Here is a 15963-nt window from a genome sequence, read left to right as displayed (position 1 = left end):
GTTCCTTTACCCCGGGCACACTGGGCCAAGACCGCGTTCTCGGCGCGGTCGGGACGTCATCGTGGACTGAGAATGTCGGCGCGACGTCCTAGAGTATGAGCACCGACAGTACTGAATCGAACACGGAAAGGTAACGTTCCATGATCCTCGTCACCGCCGCCACCGCGCCCGTCGGCCGCGCGATCGTCGAACAGCTCGTCGCCGCCGGAACGCCGGTGCGCGCGCTCACCCGGGACGTAGAGAACGCCGATCTGCCGCCGGGCGCCGAGGCCGTGGCCGGCGACCTGGGCGACGCGGAGAGCATGCGCGCCGCGATGCAGGGCGTCGAGGCCGTGTTCCTGCTCGCCGTGGTGCCCGGGTTCGCGCCCGCGTTCCTCGGCGCCGCACGGGACGCCGGGGTGCGCCGCATCGTCTTCCAGTCCTCCGGCGCCATCGACGACGCCGCCGAACAGCAGTCGAACCAGGTCGCCTCGTTCCACGCGGACCTGGAGAAGGAGATCAAGGACTCCGGCCTGGGCTGGACCTTCCTGCGGCTGGAGCTGGCGTCCGCGAACTCGATCCAGTGGGCGCTGGACGTGCCCGAGCAGCTGAAGGCCGGGGATGTGGTGCGCGGCCCGTACGCCGAGGCGCAATGCTCGCCGATCCACGAGGCGGATATGGCCGCCGTCGCCGTGGCCGCGCTGACCTCGGACGCGCACGAGGGCAAGGTGTACAGCATGACCGGGCCGCAGTCGCTGACCCACCGCGAGCAGATCCGGCTGATCGGCGAGGCCACCGGCCGCGAGCTGAGCTACGAGGAGGTCTCCCCGGAGGAGTCCCGCAAGCTGATGGGCCCGTACACGCCCGCGGACGTGCTGCTGGCGGACTGGGCGGCGCACGTCGGCACGCCGGCCCCGGTCAGCGACACGGTGCAGAAGGTGGCCGGCCGGCCCGGCCTGGATTTCGCCCGCTGGGCCGCCGACCACGCCGCTGAGTTCAAGGCCTGACAACCCGCTCGCCGCCGCGGGCGCGGCCGGGCAGGACGCGGGCGACAGCGAAGGCCAGTGCCATCAGCAGCGCCCCGACCAGATAGCCCCGGTCGTAGCCCGCGGCGGCGGCGTGTCGCTGCGCGGACGCGCTCGCGGTGCCCTCCTGGCCGGAGAGCAGCGCCGCGCTGCGCGCCGTGGCGACCCCGGCCAGCACCGCGATGCCGATCGCACCGCCGAGCTGCCGGTTGGTGTTGATCAGGCCCGCCGCGAGCCCGGTCTGATCGCGCGGCACGCCGCTGACCGCGGCCACCGTCGAACCGGTCATGATCAGGCCCCAGCCACAGCCGAGCAGAACGCAGGGTCCGATCAGGCTGCCCAGATAGGTCGCGTGTTCGGTGGCGCGCGAAAGCCACAGCAGCCCGCAGCTCGCCGAGGCCAGACCGGCGCTCAGCACGGTCCTGGTGCCCAGCCTCGGCACGAAGCGGGCGACGCCGCGCGCGCTGATCAAGACGCACAGGGACTGCGGCGCGAGCAGCAGGCTCGCCCGCAGCGCGGAGGCGTGCAGCACCTGCTGCAGAAGCAGCGGCGTGAAGTAGACCGTCGTGTAGAACGCCGCGCAGGAGAAGGCACCGACCGCGTTGGTGACGGACAGCGCACGGTTGCGGAAGACGACCAGCGGCACCAGCGGATCGCGGGCCAGCTTCGCCTCGTTGAGCACGAAGAAGAGCAGCAACGCGGCCGCGAGCGCGAGCGCCGTGACCACGGGGGCCGAGCCCCAGCCGTACTTGCCGCTCTCGCCGATGCCGGCCACCAGCGCCATCAGGCCGAGCGTGACGGCCCCGGCCCCGAGCACGTCCGGACTGCCCACCCGGGCGGCCGGCCGCGACCTCTCCACGCTCAACGAGCCGATCACCAGCAGCAGCAACCCCAGCGGAACGTTGACCAGCAGCGTCCAGCGCCATGAGGCGAACGAGGTCAGCAGCCCCCCGGCGATCCCGCCGAAGGAGGCACCGCCGCCGGCCACCGCGCTCCACAGCCCCATCGCCTTGGCCCGCTCGCCCGGCTCGGTGAAGGTCGAGGTGAGCACCGCCAAGGTGGCCGGCACCATCACCGACGCCGCGACTCCCTGCAAGCAGCGAGCCAGTACCAGGACCGGCCCGGACACCGCTGTGCCGCCGATCAGGCTGGCCGCGGTGAAGGCGGCGATGCCGATCAGCATCATCCGGCGCTGCCCGAGCAGGTCGGCCAGCCGTCCGCCGAGCAGCAGGCAGCCGGAGAGCGCCAGCGAGTACGCCGTCACCACCCACATCAGGTTGGCGGTGGTGAACCCCAGGGCCTTCTGCACGCTGGGCAGCGCGATGTTCATCGCGGAGATGTCCAGCACTGACATGAACTGGGCGAGGCAACAGGCGAACAGCACGCCGCGCCGGCGTGCGGCAGACCGGGCGGCTCCGGCGGGGGCGGGGGCTGCGGCCGCGGTGCTCGCGGCGACCGTCGTCATCCGCGGTTCCCGGCCGGGGCGGGCGTCTTCCCGATCAGCCGCGACCACAGCAGTTCGGCCGCGGTCCCGCCGCCGTCCGCCGCGCCGATGAGCGCCGCGGCCTCCTGGGCGCCGCGGCGGTAGGCCGGGTCGCGCAGGACCGCGCGGACCGCGTCGGCGACGACCCCGGCGTGCCAGTGCTGCGCCGGGATGCGGATCCCCGCCCCGAACGCGGCCGCGCGGTCCAGATTGATCCGCTGCTCCGTCTGGAACGCCACCCCGACCAGCGGGACGCCACCAGCCAGCACCGACTGCACGGTGCCCTGGCCGCCATGGCTGACCACGACGTCGACCAGGCGGTAGAGCTCGCGCACAGGCAAGAAGCGGTCGGTGACGACAAGGCCGGGCCGGGGACCGGCGGCCGCGCGCACCAGGTCCACCGGGCAGATCGAGGGCGGCGCGAGAATCACCGCGTTCCAAGCGTGTCCGGACTCTTCGACAATGCCGCGCACCGCTTCCAGCAGCGCGTCCTTGGTGCCTGAGCTGCCCATGGTGCACAGGATCTTGGGCCGCGGATCGGCCGGGTCCAGCACCGCCGCGATCTCGGGAGCGATCGGCTCCGGCTGCGGGGCGGCGAACAGCGGTCCGGTGACGTGAACGTTCTGCGGCAGCTGTTCGTCGGCGTAGAAGGCGGGCAGGTCGTTGATCAGCACCAGGTCGGCGTCGAGCATCTCGAAGAGGGTCGAGGGCACCGCCCCGGTCCAGCCGCAGCGCGCGATCGCCTGCGCGAGCCGCTCCTGCCGGAACACCTGCCGCGGCGCCGCCGGCTTGTGCTCCTCCCGCGCGCGGAAGACGTGGGTGGCTTCGCCGTGCAGCGGAGTCTTCTCCCGCAGTTCCCGCGCGACCTCGGCGGCGAGCACGGTCGGCGCAACGGCGAGGAACGCGGCCGTCGCGACGCCCTCAAGGCGCGCCGCGATGTTGGCGAAGGGCCACAGGCCGTGCAGGACCAGGTCGGGGCGCAGCCGCGCGATGGCGGCCCGCTCGCCCTCGATGAAGGCGCGGGCCAGGCGCACCGAGCCGACGAACTCCGGGGGGTCGAACTGCAGGTCCTCGATCATGCTGCGGCCGCGCACGGCCGGTTCGGCCCGCTCCACGCGGAAGCCGGCGGCGGTGATGCGCGGCTCGAACCAGCCGCCGTGGGACAGAAACGTGATCTCGATCTCGCGGCCGTGCGGCCGGTGCGCGCGCAGCGCCTTGGCCAGTTCCAGCGCACGGGTCGCCTCTCCGGCGTTGGCGAGGCCCGCCGACACGACGACATGGGTTGGCGCAGCTCTCAGGTCACCGAGGCTCATGTCACTTCCTGGGGGTGATCGACCGGCCGCGCGCCGACCCGAAAGGCCGGTACCGTCTCCGGATCGGATGGGGGTGCGGGGAGCAGACAGCGCGCGCCATTGAGCGTCGCCGGTCTCGAACCGCGCTCGGCTGCGGCTGGACGGCGCCGGGTTCAAGCCCGGTTCGAGCGCCGGGGCCTACCGTCGAAGGCGGATCGGGGGATCCACGCGACCGGAAAGGGCCGATCGAGACCATGGCTTCCACCGAGGTGACGACCAACACGCAGACGCCGGCCCCGGCGCCCTATCGGTGGCGATGGCCCGCTCTCGCCGTGGTCTTGGCGGCCGGGATGATGGACCTGCTCGACTCGCTGATCACGATCGTCGCCGGACCGCAGATCCGCGCCCATCTGGGCGGCGGCGACACGCTGATCCAGTGGCTGGCCGCGGGATACACGCTGGCGATGGCGTCCGGGCTCATCGTCGGCGGGCGGCTCGGTGACATCCACGGCCGCAAGCGCCTGTTCCTGCTCGGCATGTCAGGGTTCACCATCGCCTCGCTGCTGTGCGCGGTGGCGCAGGATCCGGGCATGCTGATCGCGTTCCGGGTGCTGCAAGGGCTGTGCGGCGCGGTGATGCTGCCGCAGGGCCTGGGCATCGTGACGGAGGTGTTCCCGCCGCGTCAGCGGCCGATGGCCTTCGGCCTGTTCGGGCCGGTGCTCAGCCTCGGCACGATCGGCGGGCCGGTCCTCGGCGGCTGGCTGATCGGCGCGAACCTGTTCGGCACCGGCTGGCGGATGATCTTCCTGATCAACCTGCCGCTGGGTCTGGCCGGGGTGGCCGCGGCGGTGCGTTACCTGCCGAAGGCCGGGGTGCCCGCGGCACGCCGGCTCGACGTCACCGGCGCGCTGATCATCACCGCGGCCGCGGTGCTCCTGGTGTATCCCACGGTGCAGGGCCGCGAGCTCGGCTGGCCCGCGTGGGTCTTCGTCTGCTTCGCCGTGGGCGCCGCGCTGGCCGTGGCTTTCGCCCGATACGAGGCGCGGGTCCAGCGGGCCGGCGGCGATCCGCTGGTGGCGCTGAGCCTTTTCGGCAAGCGCTCCTTCACCGGCGGCCTGTTCGCGGTGGTCTCGCTCTATTGCGGCCTGGTCGGGCTGAGCCTGATCTTCACCATCTATGTGCAGGTGGCGCTGGGCTTCTCACCGCTGCGCGCGGCGCTGACGACGCTGCCGCAGGCGGCCGGGTCGGTCAGCGCCCTGCTTGCCTCGCGCGGCGGGCTGACCGCACGGCTGGGCCGGCTGCAGATCCACCTGGGCCTGGTCACCGCCGCGGCGGGTGTCTTCGGGCTCTGGCTCACCCTGCGGCAGACGGGTGGGCGGCCGGCCTCCTGGCAGTTCGCCCCGGCGCTGTTCGTGGTCGGGGTGGGGATGGGCCTGGCCCTGGCGGCGATCTTCAACATCGTGCTGGCCACCGTGGAGCCGGGCGAGACCGGCTCGGCCTCCGGGGTGTTCACCGCGGTGCAACAGTTCGGCGGGGCGCTCGGCGCGGCGCTGCTGGGGACCGTGTTCTTCGGCCTGGCCGGCCGCGACGGATTCGCCACCTCGGCGCAGCGCACGCTGTGGGTCGTCGTGGCGCTGCTCGCCGTGGCGTTCGCGATGACGATGGCGCTTCCGCGCGAGGCGCGCACCTTCGGTCCGCCGCCGCCTGCCGCGCCCGCAGCGCCCAACACGGAGGCCTGACCGTAAGTCAGGTCACGGTGGCTCAGATCACCGGCGAGCGGAGGCGCACCAGGCGACCTCCACTCGCCGGTTCTCGCTCTGCGGGAACATGAAGCCAAGCAGCATGAGACCTTCCGTGACCAGCGCGGCGTGCTCCTCGTCCGATAGGTCGCGGAAGCTCTCCACGTCGAGCACGACCTCGTCCGCCCGGACGGCCGCGGTCCATCGCCCCGCGACGAATCCGTCGACCAGCACGGTCGCTCTGATGGCCGCGTTGCCGGTGGAGACCAGCGCACGGTGCTCGTCGGCGAGTACGCGGGTGCGGTCTTTGTAAGCGACCATCAAGTTGTCGTACTCGGGTAGGAAGCGCACCGGCGCGGCGAGATCGGGGCCGGGACGTGGCGCGTCCGGCAGGTCGAACAGTTCACGCCCGGCCTCGTCGCGGAAGCAGACCAGCTCGCAGCTCAGCTCCTCGGTGACCTCGCGAAGCCTGGTGAGGCCGGACCAGGCCTGTATGTCTTGCACGGCGGCCGGGCCGAAGGCCGCGAGGTAACGCAGGATCAGCCGGTGCGGCGCGGCCGAGGTGCCCACCGGCGTTCGCAGCCAGGTCTCGGCCGTCGTCGCAGCCATCGAACCGTGCGCGCCCCAGAATCCGGCCGGCGGCACTTGGACGACCGGCAGCAGGTAGTGCACGGAGAACTGGAGCGCCGCAGGGTCGGTGCCCGGCAGCCGCTGCGCGAGCGCGGACCGCAGCTGCTTGTTGGTCAGCGGCTCCTCGTCCAGCAGCTTGCGGCCGACCTCGCACAGCTCGCGCAGATCGATCCCGGCGGTGTGCCGGCCGAAGAATCCGCGCTGGGCGCGTTCAAGCGCGGGCTGAAGCGCGGGCCGCAACAGGGCGTAATCCGCCGCGGTCATCACATGGAGGGTGGCGCGCATCATCCCGGCGCGCACGGCCAGCCGCTCTTCGAGCAGTCGCTCGAGGTCTCGCGTCGCGAAGTCGGCCAACCGGGTCCACAGGCCCAGGTGCGGCGGGTCGCACAGCTGCCCTTGCAGACCGACGAGGTGTTCGATCGCCGCGGCGGCGCTCATCCGGGCGCGCTGGAGCAGCAGTTGCCGTTCCAGCGCGGCTCGATTCAGCTCCCTGATGCTCAGGACGCGCGCCGGCCGCCCGGCGGCGGGACGCACCGCGCGCTGAGCGCTCAACGCAGCGGCCGGAAGAACTCGCGCAGCTCGCCGACGAGCACATCAGGGCACTCAATCGCGGGGAAGTGGCCGCCGCGGTCCAGGTCATGCCAGAAGCGCAGGTCGCGGAAGCGCCCCTCGCACCACGGCTTGGGCATCCGCGCGTCGCCCGGGAAGAGGCTGCACCCGGTCGGGATCTCGACCGGCGGCATCGCGGCCTTGTTGTGGCTCTCCCAGTACAGCCGCGCAGAGGAGGTAGCGGTGTTGGTGAGCCAGTAGATCGAGGCGGCGTCCAGCAGCCGCTCGCGCGGGATCGCCTTCTCCAGGTCTCCGTCGTGCCCGCTCCAGGTCCAGTATTTCTCGGCCACCCAGGCCAGCTGGCCGGCCGGGGAGTCGGCGAGCCCGTAACCCAGGGTCTGCGGGCGGGTGGATTGGATCGCGGAGTAGCCGGACTCGGTGCGGCCGAACTCCTTGAGCGCGGCGAGCCCGGCCAGATCGCGCTCGGACAGCTGGACCTGGTGCTCGGGCGGCGCGGCGAACGGCATGGTGATGTGGATGCCGGCGAGGCGGTCCGCGGCGCTCGCGCCGAGCTGCGCGGTGACGAAGGACCCGAAGTCGCCGCCGTGCGCCGCGAAGCGGTCGTATCCGAGCCGTCGCATCAGCGCCGCCCACAGTCCGGCGATCCGCTCGACGCCGATCCCGCTGCGCCGCGGCCGCCCGCTGAAGCCGAACCCGGGCAGCGAGGGGCAGACGAGGTGGAACGCCTCGCCGGGCTCGGACGGGTTCGTCAACGGCGCGACGATATCTTCGAACTCTGCGAAGGTTCCCGGCCAGCCGTGCGTGACCAGCAGCGGCAGCGCGTCGGCGTGCGGGGAACGGATGTGCAGGAAATGGATCGGCGTGCCGTCGATCTCGGTGCGGTACTGCGCGAGCGCGTTAAGCCGCGCCTCGGTCGCCCGCCAGTCGTATCCATCCGCCCAATAGCCGCACAGGTCGCGCAGGTAGGCCAGCGGAACTCCCTGGGACCAGTCGTCCACGGTCTCGGCGTCCGGCCAGCGCGTGGCGGCCAGCCGGGCTCGCAGGTCGGCCAGGTCCGGCTGCGGGATCTCGATGCGGAACGGGGTGATCTCGGTGTCCAACGCCGGCTCCTCGGTCGGTCGGCAGCTTTCGTCGAAAAGGCTGGCTGGCGGACCGTGGCCCCGTCTTCGGGGGCCACGCCGCGCGTGCGTTAGGGCAGGACCTGGTGCTCGGGCAGGTCCACGGCGAGTCCGTCGCAGCGTTCGGTCACGGCGAGCTGGCAGCCGAGCCTGCTGTTCTCCCGCCGCGGGCAGGAGGTGGTCTCCAGCACCTCGTCCTCGAGGGGATGGATCGGCGCGATGCCGCGGGCCAGCCGCTGCTCCTCCGGTAGGAAGATGTGGCAGGTGCCGCACATGCCGGCGCCGCCGCACTCGGCCACGATGCCCGCGACGCCTTCGCGCACCGCGCCGCGCATGACGCTGGTGCCGACCGGGACCTCGACGGTGTCGCTGGTTCCGTCGGTTCGCACGTAGGTGATCTGAGGCACGTCGTCTCCTGGTCTCGTCGGGGCCGGCTCAGACCGCGCCGGCCAGGGTGCCCGCGGCGGCCAGCTGCCTGCGAGCCTTGATGTGCTCGGCCGGCCGGTTGATCGACTCGACGCCGACCAACCGCTCGCCGCGGAAGCAGTGCACGGAGAACCGGCCCTGTTCCGGGTCGCCGGCCAGCTCGGTGCGGTCGTGTCCGGTGGTGATCCCGGCGATCTGGAGCTTGTCAGAGTACTGATCGGTCCAGAACCACGGGACCGCGCTGTACGGCCTGGCCGCCAGGCCGTCCTTCGCGATGAACTCGGCCGCGCATTTGGCCTGGTCGACCGCGTTCTGCACCGATTCCAGCCGCAGCGGGTCGTCGGCGAACGGGCTGGGGAACAGGGCGCAGTCACCGATCGCGTGGATCGCGGGGTCGCTGGTGCGCAGGTAGGCGTCGACCACGACGCCGTTGGCCACGGCGAGCCCGGCCTCCGCTGCCAGCGCGGTGTCCGGCACCACGCCGATGCCGACCACGACCAGGTCCGCGGGCACGCTCTCGCCGCCGGCCAGCCGGACCGCGCGAAGCGGCCCGTCGGCTTCGCCCTCGATCGCCTCGACCTGCCGGCCGAACCGGATGTCGACGCCTCGGCCGCGGTGAAGCCGGGTCACGTGCTCGGAGACCGGCACCGAGACGGCGCGGGCCAGCACCCGGTCCAGCGCTTCGATGACGGTCACCTCGTGGCCGGCCGAGCGCGCGGCCGCCGCAACTTCGAGTCCGGTGAAGCCCGCGCCGATCACGACGACGCGCCGCGGCGCCGCGAGCCGGTCGCGCAGGACCCGGGCCTGCGCGAGGGTGCGCAGGACCAGGACGCCGGGGTGATCGGCGCCGGGCACCGGCAGGCGCCGCGGGATGCTGCCGGTAGCCAGGATCAACCGCTCATAGGGAAGGCGCGCGCCGGAGTCCAGCACGACGGCCGCGTTCGCCCGGTCGATCCCGGCGACCCGCGTGTCCACCCGCAGATCAATGTCCTGATTTTGATAGAACGCCGGGGTGCGTAGCGCGAGGGCGGCCGCGTCGACTTCTCCGTTGAGGTACTGCTTGGACAGCGGCGGCCGGTCATAGGGCGGCTGGGGCTCGGCCCCGACGAGGGTGACCGGGCCGTCGAAGCCCGCGTCCCGCAGCGAGGCCGCGGCCTGCATGCCGCCCTGCCCCGCGCCCACGATGACGATCGGCGATCCTGCCATGTCTCAGACCTGCTTTTCCGGGAGGAGCACGACCAGGGTGCTCAGTTCGTCGGTGATCGGCAGCTGGCAGGAGAGCCGGCTGTTGTCGCGGCGCGGACTGGCGGTGCAGTCGAGCAGCTCGTCCTCGTTCTCGTCGACCGGCGGGAAGGCCACGGGGCACTGCTCGATGTACACGTGGCAGGTGGCGCAGATGCCGTCGCCGCCACACTCGCCCTCGATGCCGTCCACGCCGTTGGCCAAGGCGCCGCGCATCACGTTGCTGCCGGAGGGCACGTCCAGCACGGTCGTGCTCCCGTCCGGGTGGCGGTAGGTGATCGTGGCCATCAGACCTCCGGGTAGATTCGCCGACTCGGGCAGTCGGATCAGTCGAAGTTCGGCGGCGGGTCGGGCAACCCGCCCGTGGTGCGGCCTTCGGCCGGGTCACCGTCCGGTCGGGACGGCGGCCCGGCCGCGGCCGGCGCGTTGTTTGGCAGAGGGCTGGCTTACCAGGCGACCGGCATCTCGTAGACGCCGTACATGACGTTGCCGTCCTTGTAGCGCAGCTCGTTCCAGGGCTTGGCGAGCCGCAGGTTCGGCAGCCGCTCGAACAGGGTGCGGATCACGATGGCGAGCTCAACCCGCGCGATCTCCGCGCCGATGCAGTGGTGGATGCCGTGGCCGAAGGCGACGTGGTGGCGCGACTCGCGGTGGATGTCGAGCGTGTCGGGGTCGTCGAACGCGGCGGGGTCGCGGTTGGCGGCCATGCCGAGCACGATGATGCCTTCGCCCTTGCGCACTGTGACATCGCCGACCTGCATGTCCTCCAGGGCGACCCGCGAGGTGGCCAGGTCCCCCGGGGAGAGGTAGCGCAGCAGTTCCTCGACCGCGTCCGGGATCAGGGACGGATCGGCCTTGATCTTCGCCAGCTGGTCAGGGTACTCGAGCAGCGTCATGGTGCTCAGCGCGATCATCGCGGCGCTGGTCTCGTGACCGCCGTTGAGCAGCAGCCGCGTGACGTTGCACATCTCCCTGCGGTCGTAGATCCCCTCGGCGCGGTACTTGGCGATCATCCGGCTGATCAGGTCGTCGCCGGGTTCCCGCTCCTTGCGCTCGACCAGGGTCTGCAGGTACTCGCCGAACCCGGTGATCGCCCGCTCGCGCTGGTCCGCGGAGCTGCCGCCGCCGAACAGCACCTCGGTGAAGGAGTGCAGGGCGGCCTGGTCCTCGGTCGGCACGCCGAGGATGCCGCAGACGATGGTCAGCGGAACCTTGAGCGCCACCTCGTGCACCAGGTCGGCGGGCGAGCCCTTCGCGATCATCGCGTCGACGCACTCGTCGACGATCTCCTGCATCCGCGGGCGCATGTCCAGCACCCGCTTCTTGGTGAACTCGCCGGACAGCGCGGCCATCCGCCGGTGCAGGGTGTGCTTGGGCGGGTCCCAGCCGATGAAGGAGCAGTCCGTCTTGAACTGGTCGGGGATCGGAATGTAGTACGGGAAGCCGTCGTGGGCCCGGTCCGAACTGGATCGCGGGTCCGTGAGCACCTGCTTCACCAGCTCGTAGCTGGTGACGACCCATGCCTCGCGCCCCGTGGCCAGCTTCACCCGGGCGATCGGCTCGGTTCGGCGCAGCTCGCCGTACAGCTCGGGCGCATTCATGGGACAGCCGCGGAACCAGGGGAACAGCGGGGTCTCGGTTGCCGTCTCGGTCAAGGCCGGTCCTTTCTCTGGATGGGGCCGTCTACTCAACGCGCGGCTTCAGCGCGGCCCGGTTCTGTTCGAGGTACCGTTCGATCTGCTCGGTCTTCGGCGCGGCCCCGGCGTTGGGCGCGGGAGCGCCGCCGAGATCCCGGTCGGCGGCCACCTGCGGCCGCGCGGTCCCGGATACGACGAGGTCTGATTCGGGCAGCACGCCGTCGACCAGGTAGGCGGTGACCGCTTCATCGACGGCTGCGATGCGCCGGGCGAAGAAGATCTCGTTGCGGCCGTCGTCCGCGACGGTGATGAGCCGGTCGCCGAGGCGCTTGGCCATCTCGACGCCGCCGAGGTACGACAGCGTCGGGTTGCCTTCGGCGTGTACGACCAGGCCGGGCGCGTAGTACTCGCGCGCGACGACGGGCATCGGCTCCAGCGGCTCGGTGGCGCGGAAGGCGGAGACCCAGGGCGCCGCGCGCAGCACGCCGTAGCCGTATGGGTACTTATCGCGGTACTCGCGCATGTCCCGGTAGTAGACCTCCAGGTCCTTGGGCCAGTCGCCCTCGGCGGTGGCGGCCTCGACGACCCCGGACTGCGTGGTCGCCCCCGGCGCGGGCCGCTCCCAGTCGGGAGCGGCGAAAAGCCAGGCGGCCTTCACCGCGGCGAAGTCCCCGGCGCGCAGCGCGGCGACGGTCGCGGCCAGCTCGCCCCACAGCGGCCGGTGGGTCGAGCCGAGGCCGACCGCGCCGTCCAGGACGGTCTGGTCCACGCCGCCGAACGGGGACTCGGCCAGCCGGGCGCCGAGCAGTTCGACGCTGTCGATGACCGCCGCGGCGGCGGCGCCGAGGCCGTAGGTCAGGTTGCGCTCGGCGGTCCAGGCCGCCCACGCGTCGACATTGCGGCGGATCGCGACCGCCTGGGTCATGTACTGGCCGCGCCACATCGCGGCCGGGTCGACCGGGGAGTCGAACACGTGCCGGTCGACCCGGGCGCCGAACAGCGTGCCGTAGACGGATCCGGTGTGCGTGCCGTCCGCGTATCCCAGCAGGCTGATCTTCTCCTCGCCGAGCACGGCGCGGATCACGTCGAGGTCGCGCGCCACGTTCGACGTGGTCACGTGCGCGCGAAGCCGGCCGCCGAGCCGCGCGGCCGCTTCCTCCACCGCCTTCATGTCCTGCGCGATCAGCTCGAAGTCCGCGTCGGCGGGCCGGGAGGACCACGGCGCCGTGGGCACGGTGACCTCCCGCAGCAGCGGCGCCGAGCGGCCCCAGCCGCGCGGGTCGAAGCCCACCAGGTCGTAGACCTCGTGCACCGCGCTGCCGGCGAGGCGCAGCGGCATCCGCGGGCCGAGTCCGTTATGCCCGCCCGGGCCGCCGTTGAGCGCGACCAGGACGCCGCGCCGCCGCGCCGGATCGCTCGCGGGCAGCAGGCCGACCGTGATCCGGATCCGCTCGCCGGCCGGGTCCGCGTAGTCGAGCGGTACTTCGATCTCTGCTTCGAGCAGCCCCGAGCCGTCGGCGGCCGCCTCCCAGCGCGCCTGCTGCGCGTAGAACTTCTCCAGCGCCTCGGCCGGCGCGGCCACAGCCGTGGGATTCACCTGGCCACCTTCGCTTTCTCCACTGTCGGGTTCGCCATCGGCGGCTCATGATGGGCGGGCGAACTCGAGCTCTCCTGGATCCCGCGCTGAACCGGCGCCGCGCCCTGCTCCCCCTCGGCCTCGGCGCACCACGCGGGTCGCTCGGTGATCCGCAGGACGGCGGCGCCCCAGCTGTATCCGGCGCCGACCGAGATCAGGACACAGTGATCCCCGGGCCGAGCCGCGCCGCTGGAGACCAGGTGGTCCAGGCTGGCGAACTGGTCGGCGGCGCCGAGGTGGCCGACTGTGCGGCTCCACTCCCACGTGGTGCGTTCGATCGGGATGCCGTACTGCTGGAGGTAGATGGATTCAAGCCGGCGGCGACCGAAGTGCGGCAGGATCACCCATTGCGCCTCTTCGAGTTCCAGCTGCGCGTCCGCCAAGGCCTGTTTCACCGCGGCCCGTTGGCCCGCGGTCGTGCGGCTTATCGCGAAGGACAGGCCGTAGCAGCTGGTGAAGTACCGTTTGGCCGCGTCGAAGTCGACCGGTGTGCGGATGCTCAGCGGCGCCGGGCTGAACGGCTCCTGCCCGCGGTGCATCTCCTCGAGTTCCGAGTCCGCGTTGACCGCCACCGAAAGCAGCCGGGCGAAGCCGCCGCGCCGGGAGAGCACCACGGCGGCGGCGCCGTCGGCATAGGGGGTGCCCGGATCGGTGCGCCAGCGGTCGATGCCGGGCGGGCAGAACCGGTCGGCGGCGGTCAGCAGCGCGTCCGTGCGGTGCTCGCTCCGGCGCAGGTACGCGCAGGCCAGGTCGAGGGCGGCCAGGCCCCCGTTGGACATCTGCCGGATCTCCACCGCCAGGCACTGGTTGCGCACCGTCTCGCGCTGGATGTAGGAGGCCACCGGCCACAGGTCCTGGCCTTGGTGATAGGTGTCGGCGTGCAGGATCAGCTCGACGTCGCCGGGAGTCGATCCGGCGCGGGAGAGGGCGTCGCGGGCCGCGTGCGCCGCCATCTCGGCCGCCGACTCCCCCGCGGAGACGCAGACCGAGACGGCTCCGGTGCGCGCTACCAGCTTCGGATCGCACTCGCCTGAAGCGACGGCGTCCTGCACCATCAGCCGCGCGGGCAATCGCACGCCGGTGCCTCGGATGTAGACGTCTTCGATTCTCACCCATGCTCCCCGGATCGATGGATCGGTGCCGGGAGCGTGCGCGGATCGGCTCGACGCGGGGTGCAGCGGTGCCGGAGACCGGATCGACCGGCGCGATCGCGGCCCCCTGGTGTGGGCGGGGCACTCGGCACCGCGGCCTGCCCCGCAAGCCGCGCACTCCATCCGCGCTCCACCGCCCGGCGAGATCGGCGGGCGAACATCGCCGTCACCCTGTATCGCCGACCCGGGAGGTTTCCTTGTCCATTTCGCCCTCGCCGGCGGTTCCGGATGCCGAGGAGGCTTCGGTCCCGCCGGTGCGCAAGCAGGTGAGCGTGCCGGTCCCGGCCGAGCGCGCGTTCGAGATCTTCGCCGGCCATCCGCTGGGCTGGTGGCCGTCGGACCACAAGCTGGTGCCGGGGCAGCGGGTCAGGATCGAGTTCGAGAAGTGGCCGGGCGGTCGCTGGTACGAGGTGGACGCGGACGCGGTGATCGCCGACTGGGGCCGGGTGCTGGTCTGGGAGCCGCCGGTGCGGATCGCGCTGTCCTGGCGGATCGACGGGCGCTGGCGGCCCATCGACGATGACGATAAGGCCAGCGAGATCGTGGTGACCTTCACCCCGGACGGCCCGGACCGCTCCATCGTCGAACTGTCGCACGAGAAGCTGCACAAGCACGGCGAATGGGCAGTCTCGATCCGCGCCGCGCTGGACGGGCCCAGTCCCGGCGACACGCTGGCCAAGTTCGCAACGCTCGTCGATCAGGTGCTGGCCGGCGCGGTAGCGCCCTAGCGCGTGCTTTAGAACCAGCGCCTGCGCGTCGCAAGACTTCGGCGGTCAGGCCCCTCCCCTCCGCCGGACGCGAAGCCCGGTCCGTCGCAATGGCGCGGCGGACCGGGCTTCCTCATGCGATATCTTCGCCTATTGATTCTGCTCGCCGGTTCCCGGTCACCCGACGCGCTGTGACGCTTCGCGGGCCAGGGCCAGCAGCTCGGGCTCCGCGGCGAGTCGCGGCGTCACGGCGGCGCTCTCCTCCTCGTCCGCGAGGTCGAGCAGGTATTGTCCGTAGCCGCTTTTGAGCAGCGGCTGTGCCAGGCGGCGCAGCTGATCCGCGTCGATGAAGCCGGCCCGCCACGCGAGTTCCTCGACGCAGCCGATCTTGAAGCCCTGGCGTTCCTCGACGACGCGCACGAACTCGGCGGCCTGCACCAGGGAGGAGAATGTGCCGGTGTCGAGCCACGCGGTGCCGCGGTCGAGCGTTGAGACGGTCAACCGCCCGGCGGCCAGGTAGACGTTGTTGACCGCCGTGATCTCCAGTTCGCCCCGCGCGCTCGGCTTGAGACCCTTGGCGATCTCGACGACCTCGTTGTCGTAGTAGTAGAGGCCTGGTATGGCGTAGCGCGAGCGCGGCTTGTCCGGCTTCTCCTCGATCGAGATCGCGCGGCCGTGCCGGTCGAACTCGACCACGCCGTACGCGGTGGGATCGGCGACCGGATACGCGAAGATCAGGCCGCCGTCGATCGAGGCGCAGGCGCGTAGCTGCCGGCCGACCCGGGCGCCGTGCAGGATGTTGTCGCCGAGCACCAGCGCCACCCGGTCGGCGCCGATGAACCGCTCGCCGAGCAGGAAGGCCTGAGCCAGGCCGTCCGGGCTCGGCTGGACCACGTATTGGAGACTGAGGCCGAGCTGCGAGCCGTCGCCGAGCAGCCGCTGGAACGCCGCGCGGTCCTCGGGTGTGGTGATGATCAGGATCTCGCGGATGCCCGACAGCATCAGCGTGGAGAGCGGATAGTAGATCATCGGTTTGTCGAAGACCGGCAGCAACTGCTTGGAGACGGCCTGGGTCAGCGGCCACAGCCGCGAGCCGGTCCCGCCGGCCAACAGGATCCCCTTCATCGCCCCAAGCTAAATGCGAGCGCTTCAATACCGCTCGCGAATAGGTATGGCGCATGAGGATTCTGGTTACCGGCGGAGCCGGTTTCATCGGCTCGGAGTATGTGCGCGGGCTGCTCGGCGGGCAACTCGACGGCAGCGGCGAGCACACGGTGACCGTGTACGACAAGCTGACCTATTCCGGCAACCTGGCGAACCTCGCCCCG

At 71.8% G+C, this 15963-nt stretch carries 15 protein-coding genes; 4 read left to right on the top strand and 11 right to left on the bottom strand.

Going from position 1 to position 15963, the window contains the following annotated elements; genetic code table 11:
- The first annotated feature begins 140 nt into the window (after nucleotides 1-140).
- Nucleotides 141-986 (top strand): NAD(P)H-binding protein, encoded by an 846-nt coding sequence (locus tag VN779_RS09285; protein ID WP_325722044.1) that lies wholly within the window; start codon nucleotides 141-143, stop codon nucleotides 984-986.
- Here the strand turns inward: VN779_RS09285 and VN779_RS09280 are convergent.
- Both VN779_RS09280 and VN779_RS09275 read right to left on the bottom strand, forming a co-directional pair.
- On the bottom strand, nucleotides 976-2469 hold the full coding sequence (locus VN779_RS09280) for an MFS transporter (protein ID WP_325722043.1): 1494 nt from the start codon (nucleotides 2467-2469) through the stop codon (nucleotides 976-978). The two genes, VN779_RS09285 and VN779_RS09280, sit on opposite strands and share 11 nt — an antisense overlap.
- Complete coding sequence (locus tag VN779_RS09275; RefSeq protein ID WP_325722042.1) at nucleotides 2466-3800, bottom strand: glycosyltransferase; 1335 nt, start codon at nucleotides 3798-3800, stop codon at nucleotides 2466-2468. The genes VN779_RS09280 and VN779_RS09275 overlap by 4 nt, the downstream gene beginning before the upstream one ends.
- A gap of 233 nt (nucleotides 3801-4033) precedes the next feature.
- Between VN779_RS09275 and VN779_RS09270 the strand changes: the two genes are divergently transcribed.
- Nucleotides 4034-5518, top strand: coding sequence for an MFS transporter (locus VN779_RS09270; protein ID WP_325722041.1), 1485 nt, complete (start codon nucleotides 4034-4036; stop codon nucleotides 5516-5518).
- A 27-nt stretch (nucleotides 5519-5545) separates the two neighbouring features.
- Here VN779_RS09270 and VN779_RS09265 read toward each other — a convergent pair whose 3' ends face one another.
- The 8 genes from VN779_RS09265 to VN779_RS09230 all read right to left on the bottom strand — a co-directional run bounded on the left by VN779_RS09265 (nucleotide 5546) and on the right by VN779_RS09230 (nucleotide 13889).
- Nucleotides 5546-6700, bottom strand: coding sequence for a winged helix DNA-binding domain-containing protein (locus tag VN779_RS09265; RefSeq protein WP_325722040.1), 1155 nt, complete (start codon nucleotides 6698-6700; stop codon nucleotides 5546-5548).
- Nucleotides 6697-7818 carry an epoxide hydrolase gene (locus tag VN779_RS09260; RefSeq protein WP_325722039.1) on the bottom strand — a complete coding sequence of 374 codons (1122 nt, stop codon included), beginning with the start codon at nucleotides 7816-7818 and terminating at the stop codon, nucleotides 6697-6699. Before VN779_RS09260 ends, VN779_RS09265 begins: the two co-directional genes overlap by 4 nt.
- An 89-nt stretch (nucleotides 7819-7907) precedes the next feature.
- On the bottom strand, nucleotides 7908-8243 hold the full coding sequence (locus tag VN779_RS09255) for a 2Fe-2S iron-sulfur cluster-binding protein (RefSeq protein WP_325722038.1): 336 nt from the start codon (nucleotides 8241-8243) through the stop codon (nucleotides 7908-7910).
- Between the two features lie 28 nt (nucleotides 8244-8271).
- Nucleotides 8272-9468, bottom strand: a complete 1197-nt coding sequence (locus tag VN779_RS09250; protein ID WP_325722037.1) for an NAD(P)/FAD-dependent oxidoreductase — start codon at nucleotides 9466-9468, stop codon at nucleotides 8272-8274.
- 3 nt (nucleotides 9469-9471) lie between these two features.
- Nucleotides 9472-9792, bottom strand: a complete 321-nt coding sequence (locus VN779_RS09245; RefSeq protein WP_325722036.1) for a 2Fe-2S iron-sulfur cluster-binding protein — start codon at nucleotides 9790-9792, stop codon at nucleotides 9472-9474.
- Nucleotides 9793-9950: 158 nt separating this feature from the next.
- Nucleotides 9951-11159 (bottom strand): cytochrome P450, encoded by a 1209-nt coding sequence (locus VN779_RS09240; protein ID WP_325722035.1) that lies wholly within the window; start codon nucleotides 11157-11159, stop codon nucleotides 9951-9953.
- A 28-nt stretch (nucleotides 11160-11187) separates the two neighbouring features.
- The gene (locus VN779_RS09235) at nucleotides 11188-12738 is read right to left on the bottom strand and encodes an alpha/beta fold hydrolase (RefSeq protein WP_325722034.1); all 1551 of its coding nucleotides are present in this window, start codon (nucleotides 12736-12738) and stop codon (nucleotides 11188-11190) included.
- Nucleotides 12735-13889 (bottom strand): ketoacyl-ACP synthase III family protein, encoded by a 1155-nt coding sequence (locus VN779_RS09230; protein WP_325722033.1) that lies wholly within the window; start codon nucleotides 13887-13889, stop codon nucleotides 12735-12737. Before VN779_RS09230 ends, VN779_RS09235 begins: the two co-directional genes overlap by 4 nt.
- A gap of 236 nt (nucleotides 13890-14125) precedes the next feature.
- On the opposite strand from VN779_RS09230, the gene VN779_RS09225 reads away from it, so the two are divergent.
- On the top strand, nucleotides 14126-14656 hold the full coding sequence (locus VN779_RS09225) for an SRPBCC domain-containing protein (protein ID WP_325722032.1): 531 nt from the start codon (nucleotides 14126-14128) through the stop codon (nucleotides 14654-14656).
- A gap of 156 nt (nucleotides 14657-14812) precedes the next feature.
- On the opposite strand, the gene rfbA is transcribed toward VN779_RS09225, so the two are convergent.
- The gene (gene rfbA, locus VN779_RS09220; RefSeq protein WP_349260720.1) at nucleotides 14813-15760 is read right to left on the bottom strand and encodes a glucose-1-phosphate thymidylyltransferase RfbA; all 948 of its coding nucleotides are present in this window, start codon (nucleotides 15758-15760) and stop codon (nucleotides 14813-14815) included.
- A gap of 53 nt (nucleotides 15761-15813) precedes the next feature.
- Between rfbA and VN779_RS09215 the strand changes: the two genes are divergently transcribed.
- Nucleotides 15814-15963 (top strand): NAD-dependent epimerase/dehydratase family protein (locus tag VN779_RS09215; RefSeq protein ID WP_325722088.1); only part of this gene is annotated, 150 nt, incomplete at its 3' end.

Source organism: Actinocrinis sp., from assembly GCF_035605935.1.
GTDB lineage: Bacteria > Actinomycetota > Actinomycetes > Streptomycetales > Catenulisporaceae > Actinocrinis.
Note: the sequence above shows the minus strand (reverse complement) of the source record. Positions and strands in the feature narration are given on the sequence as shown.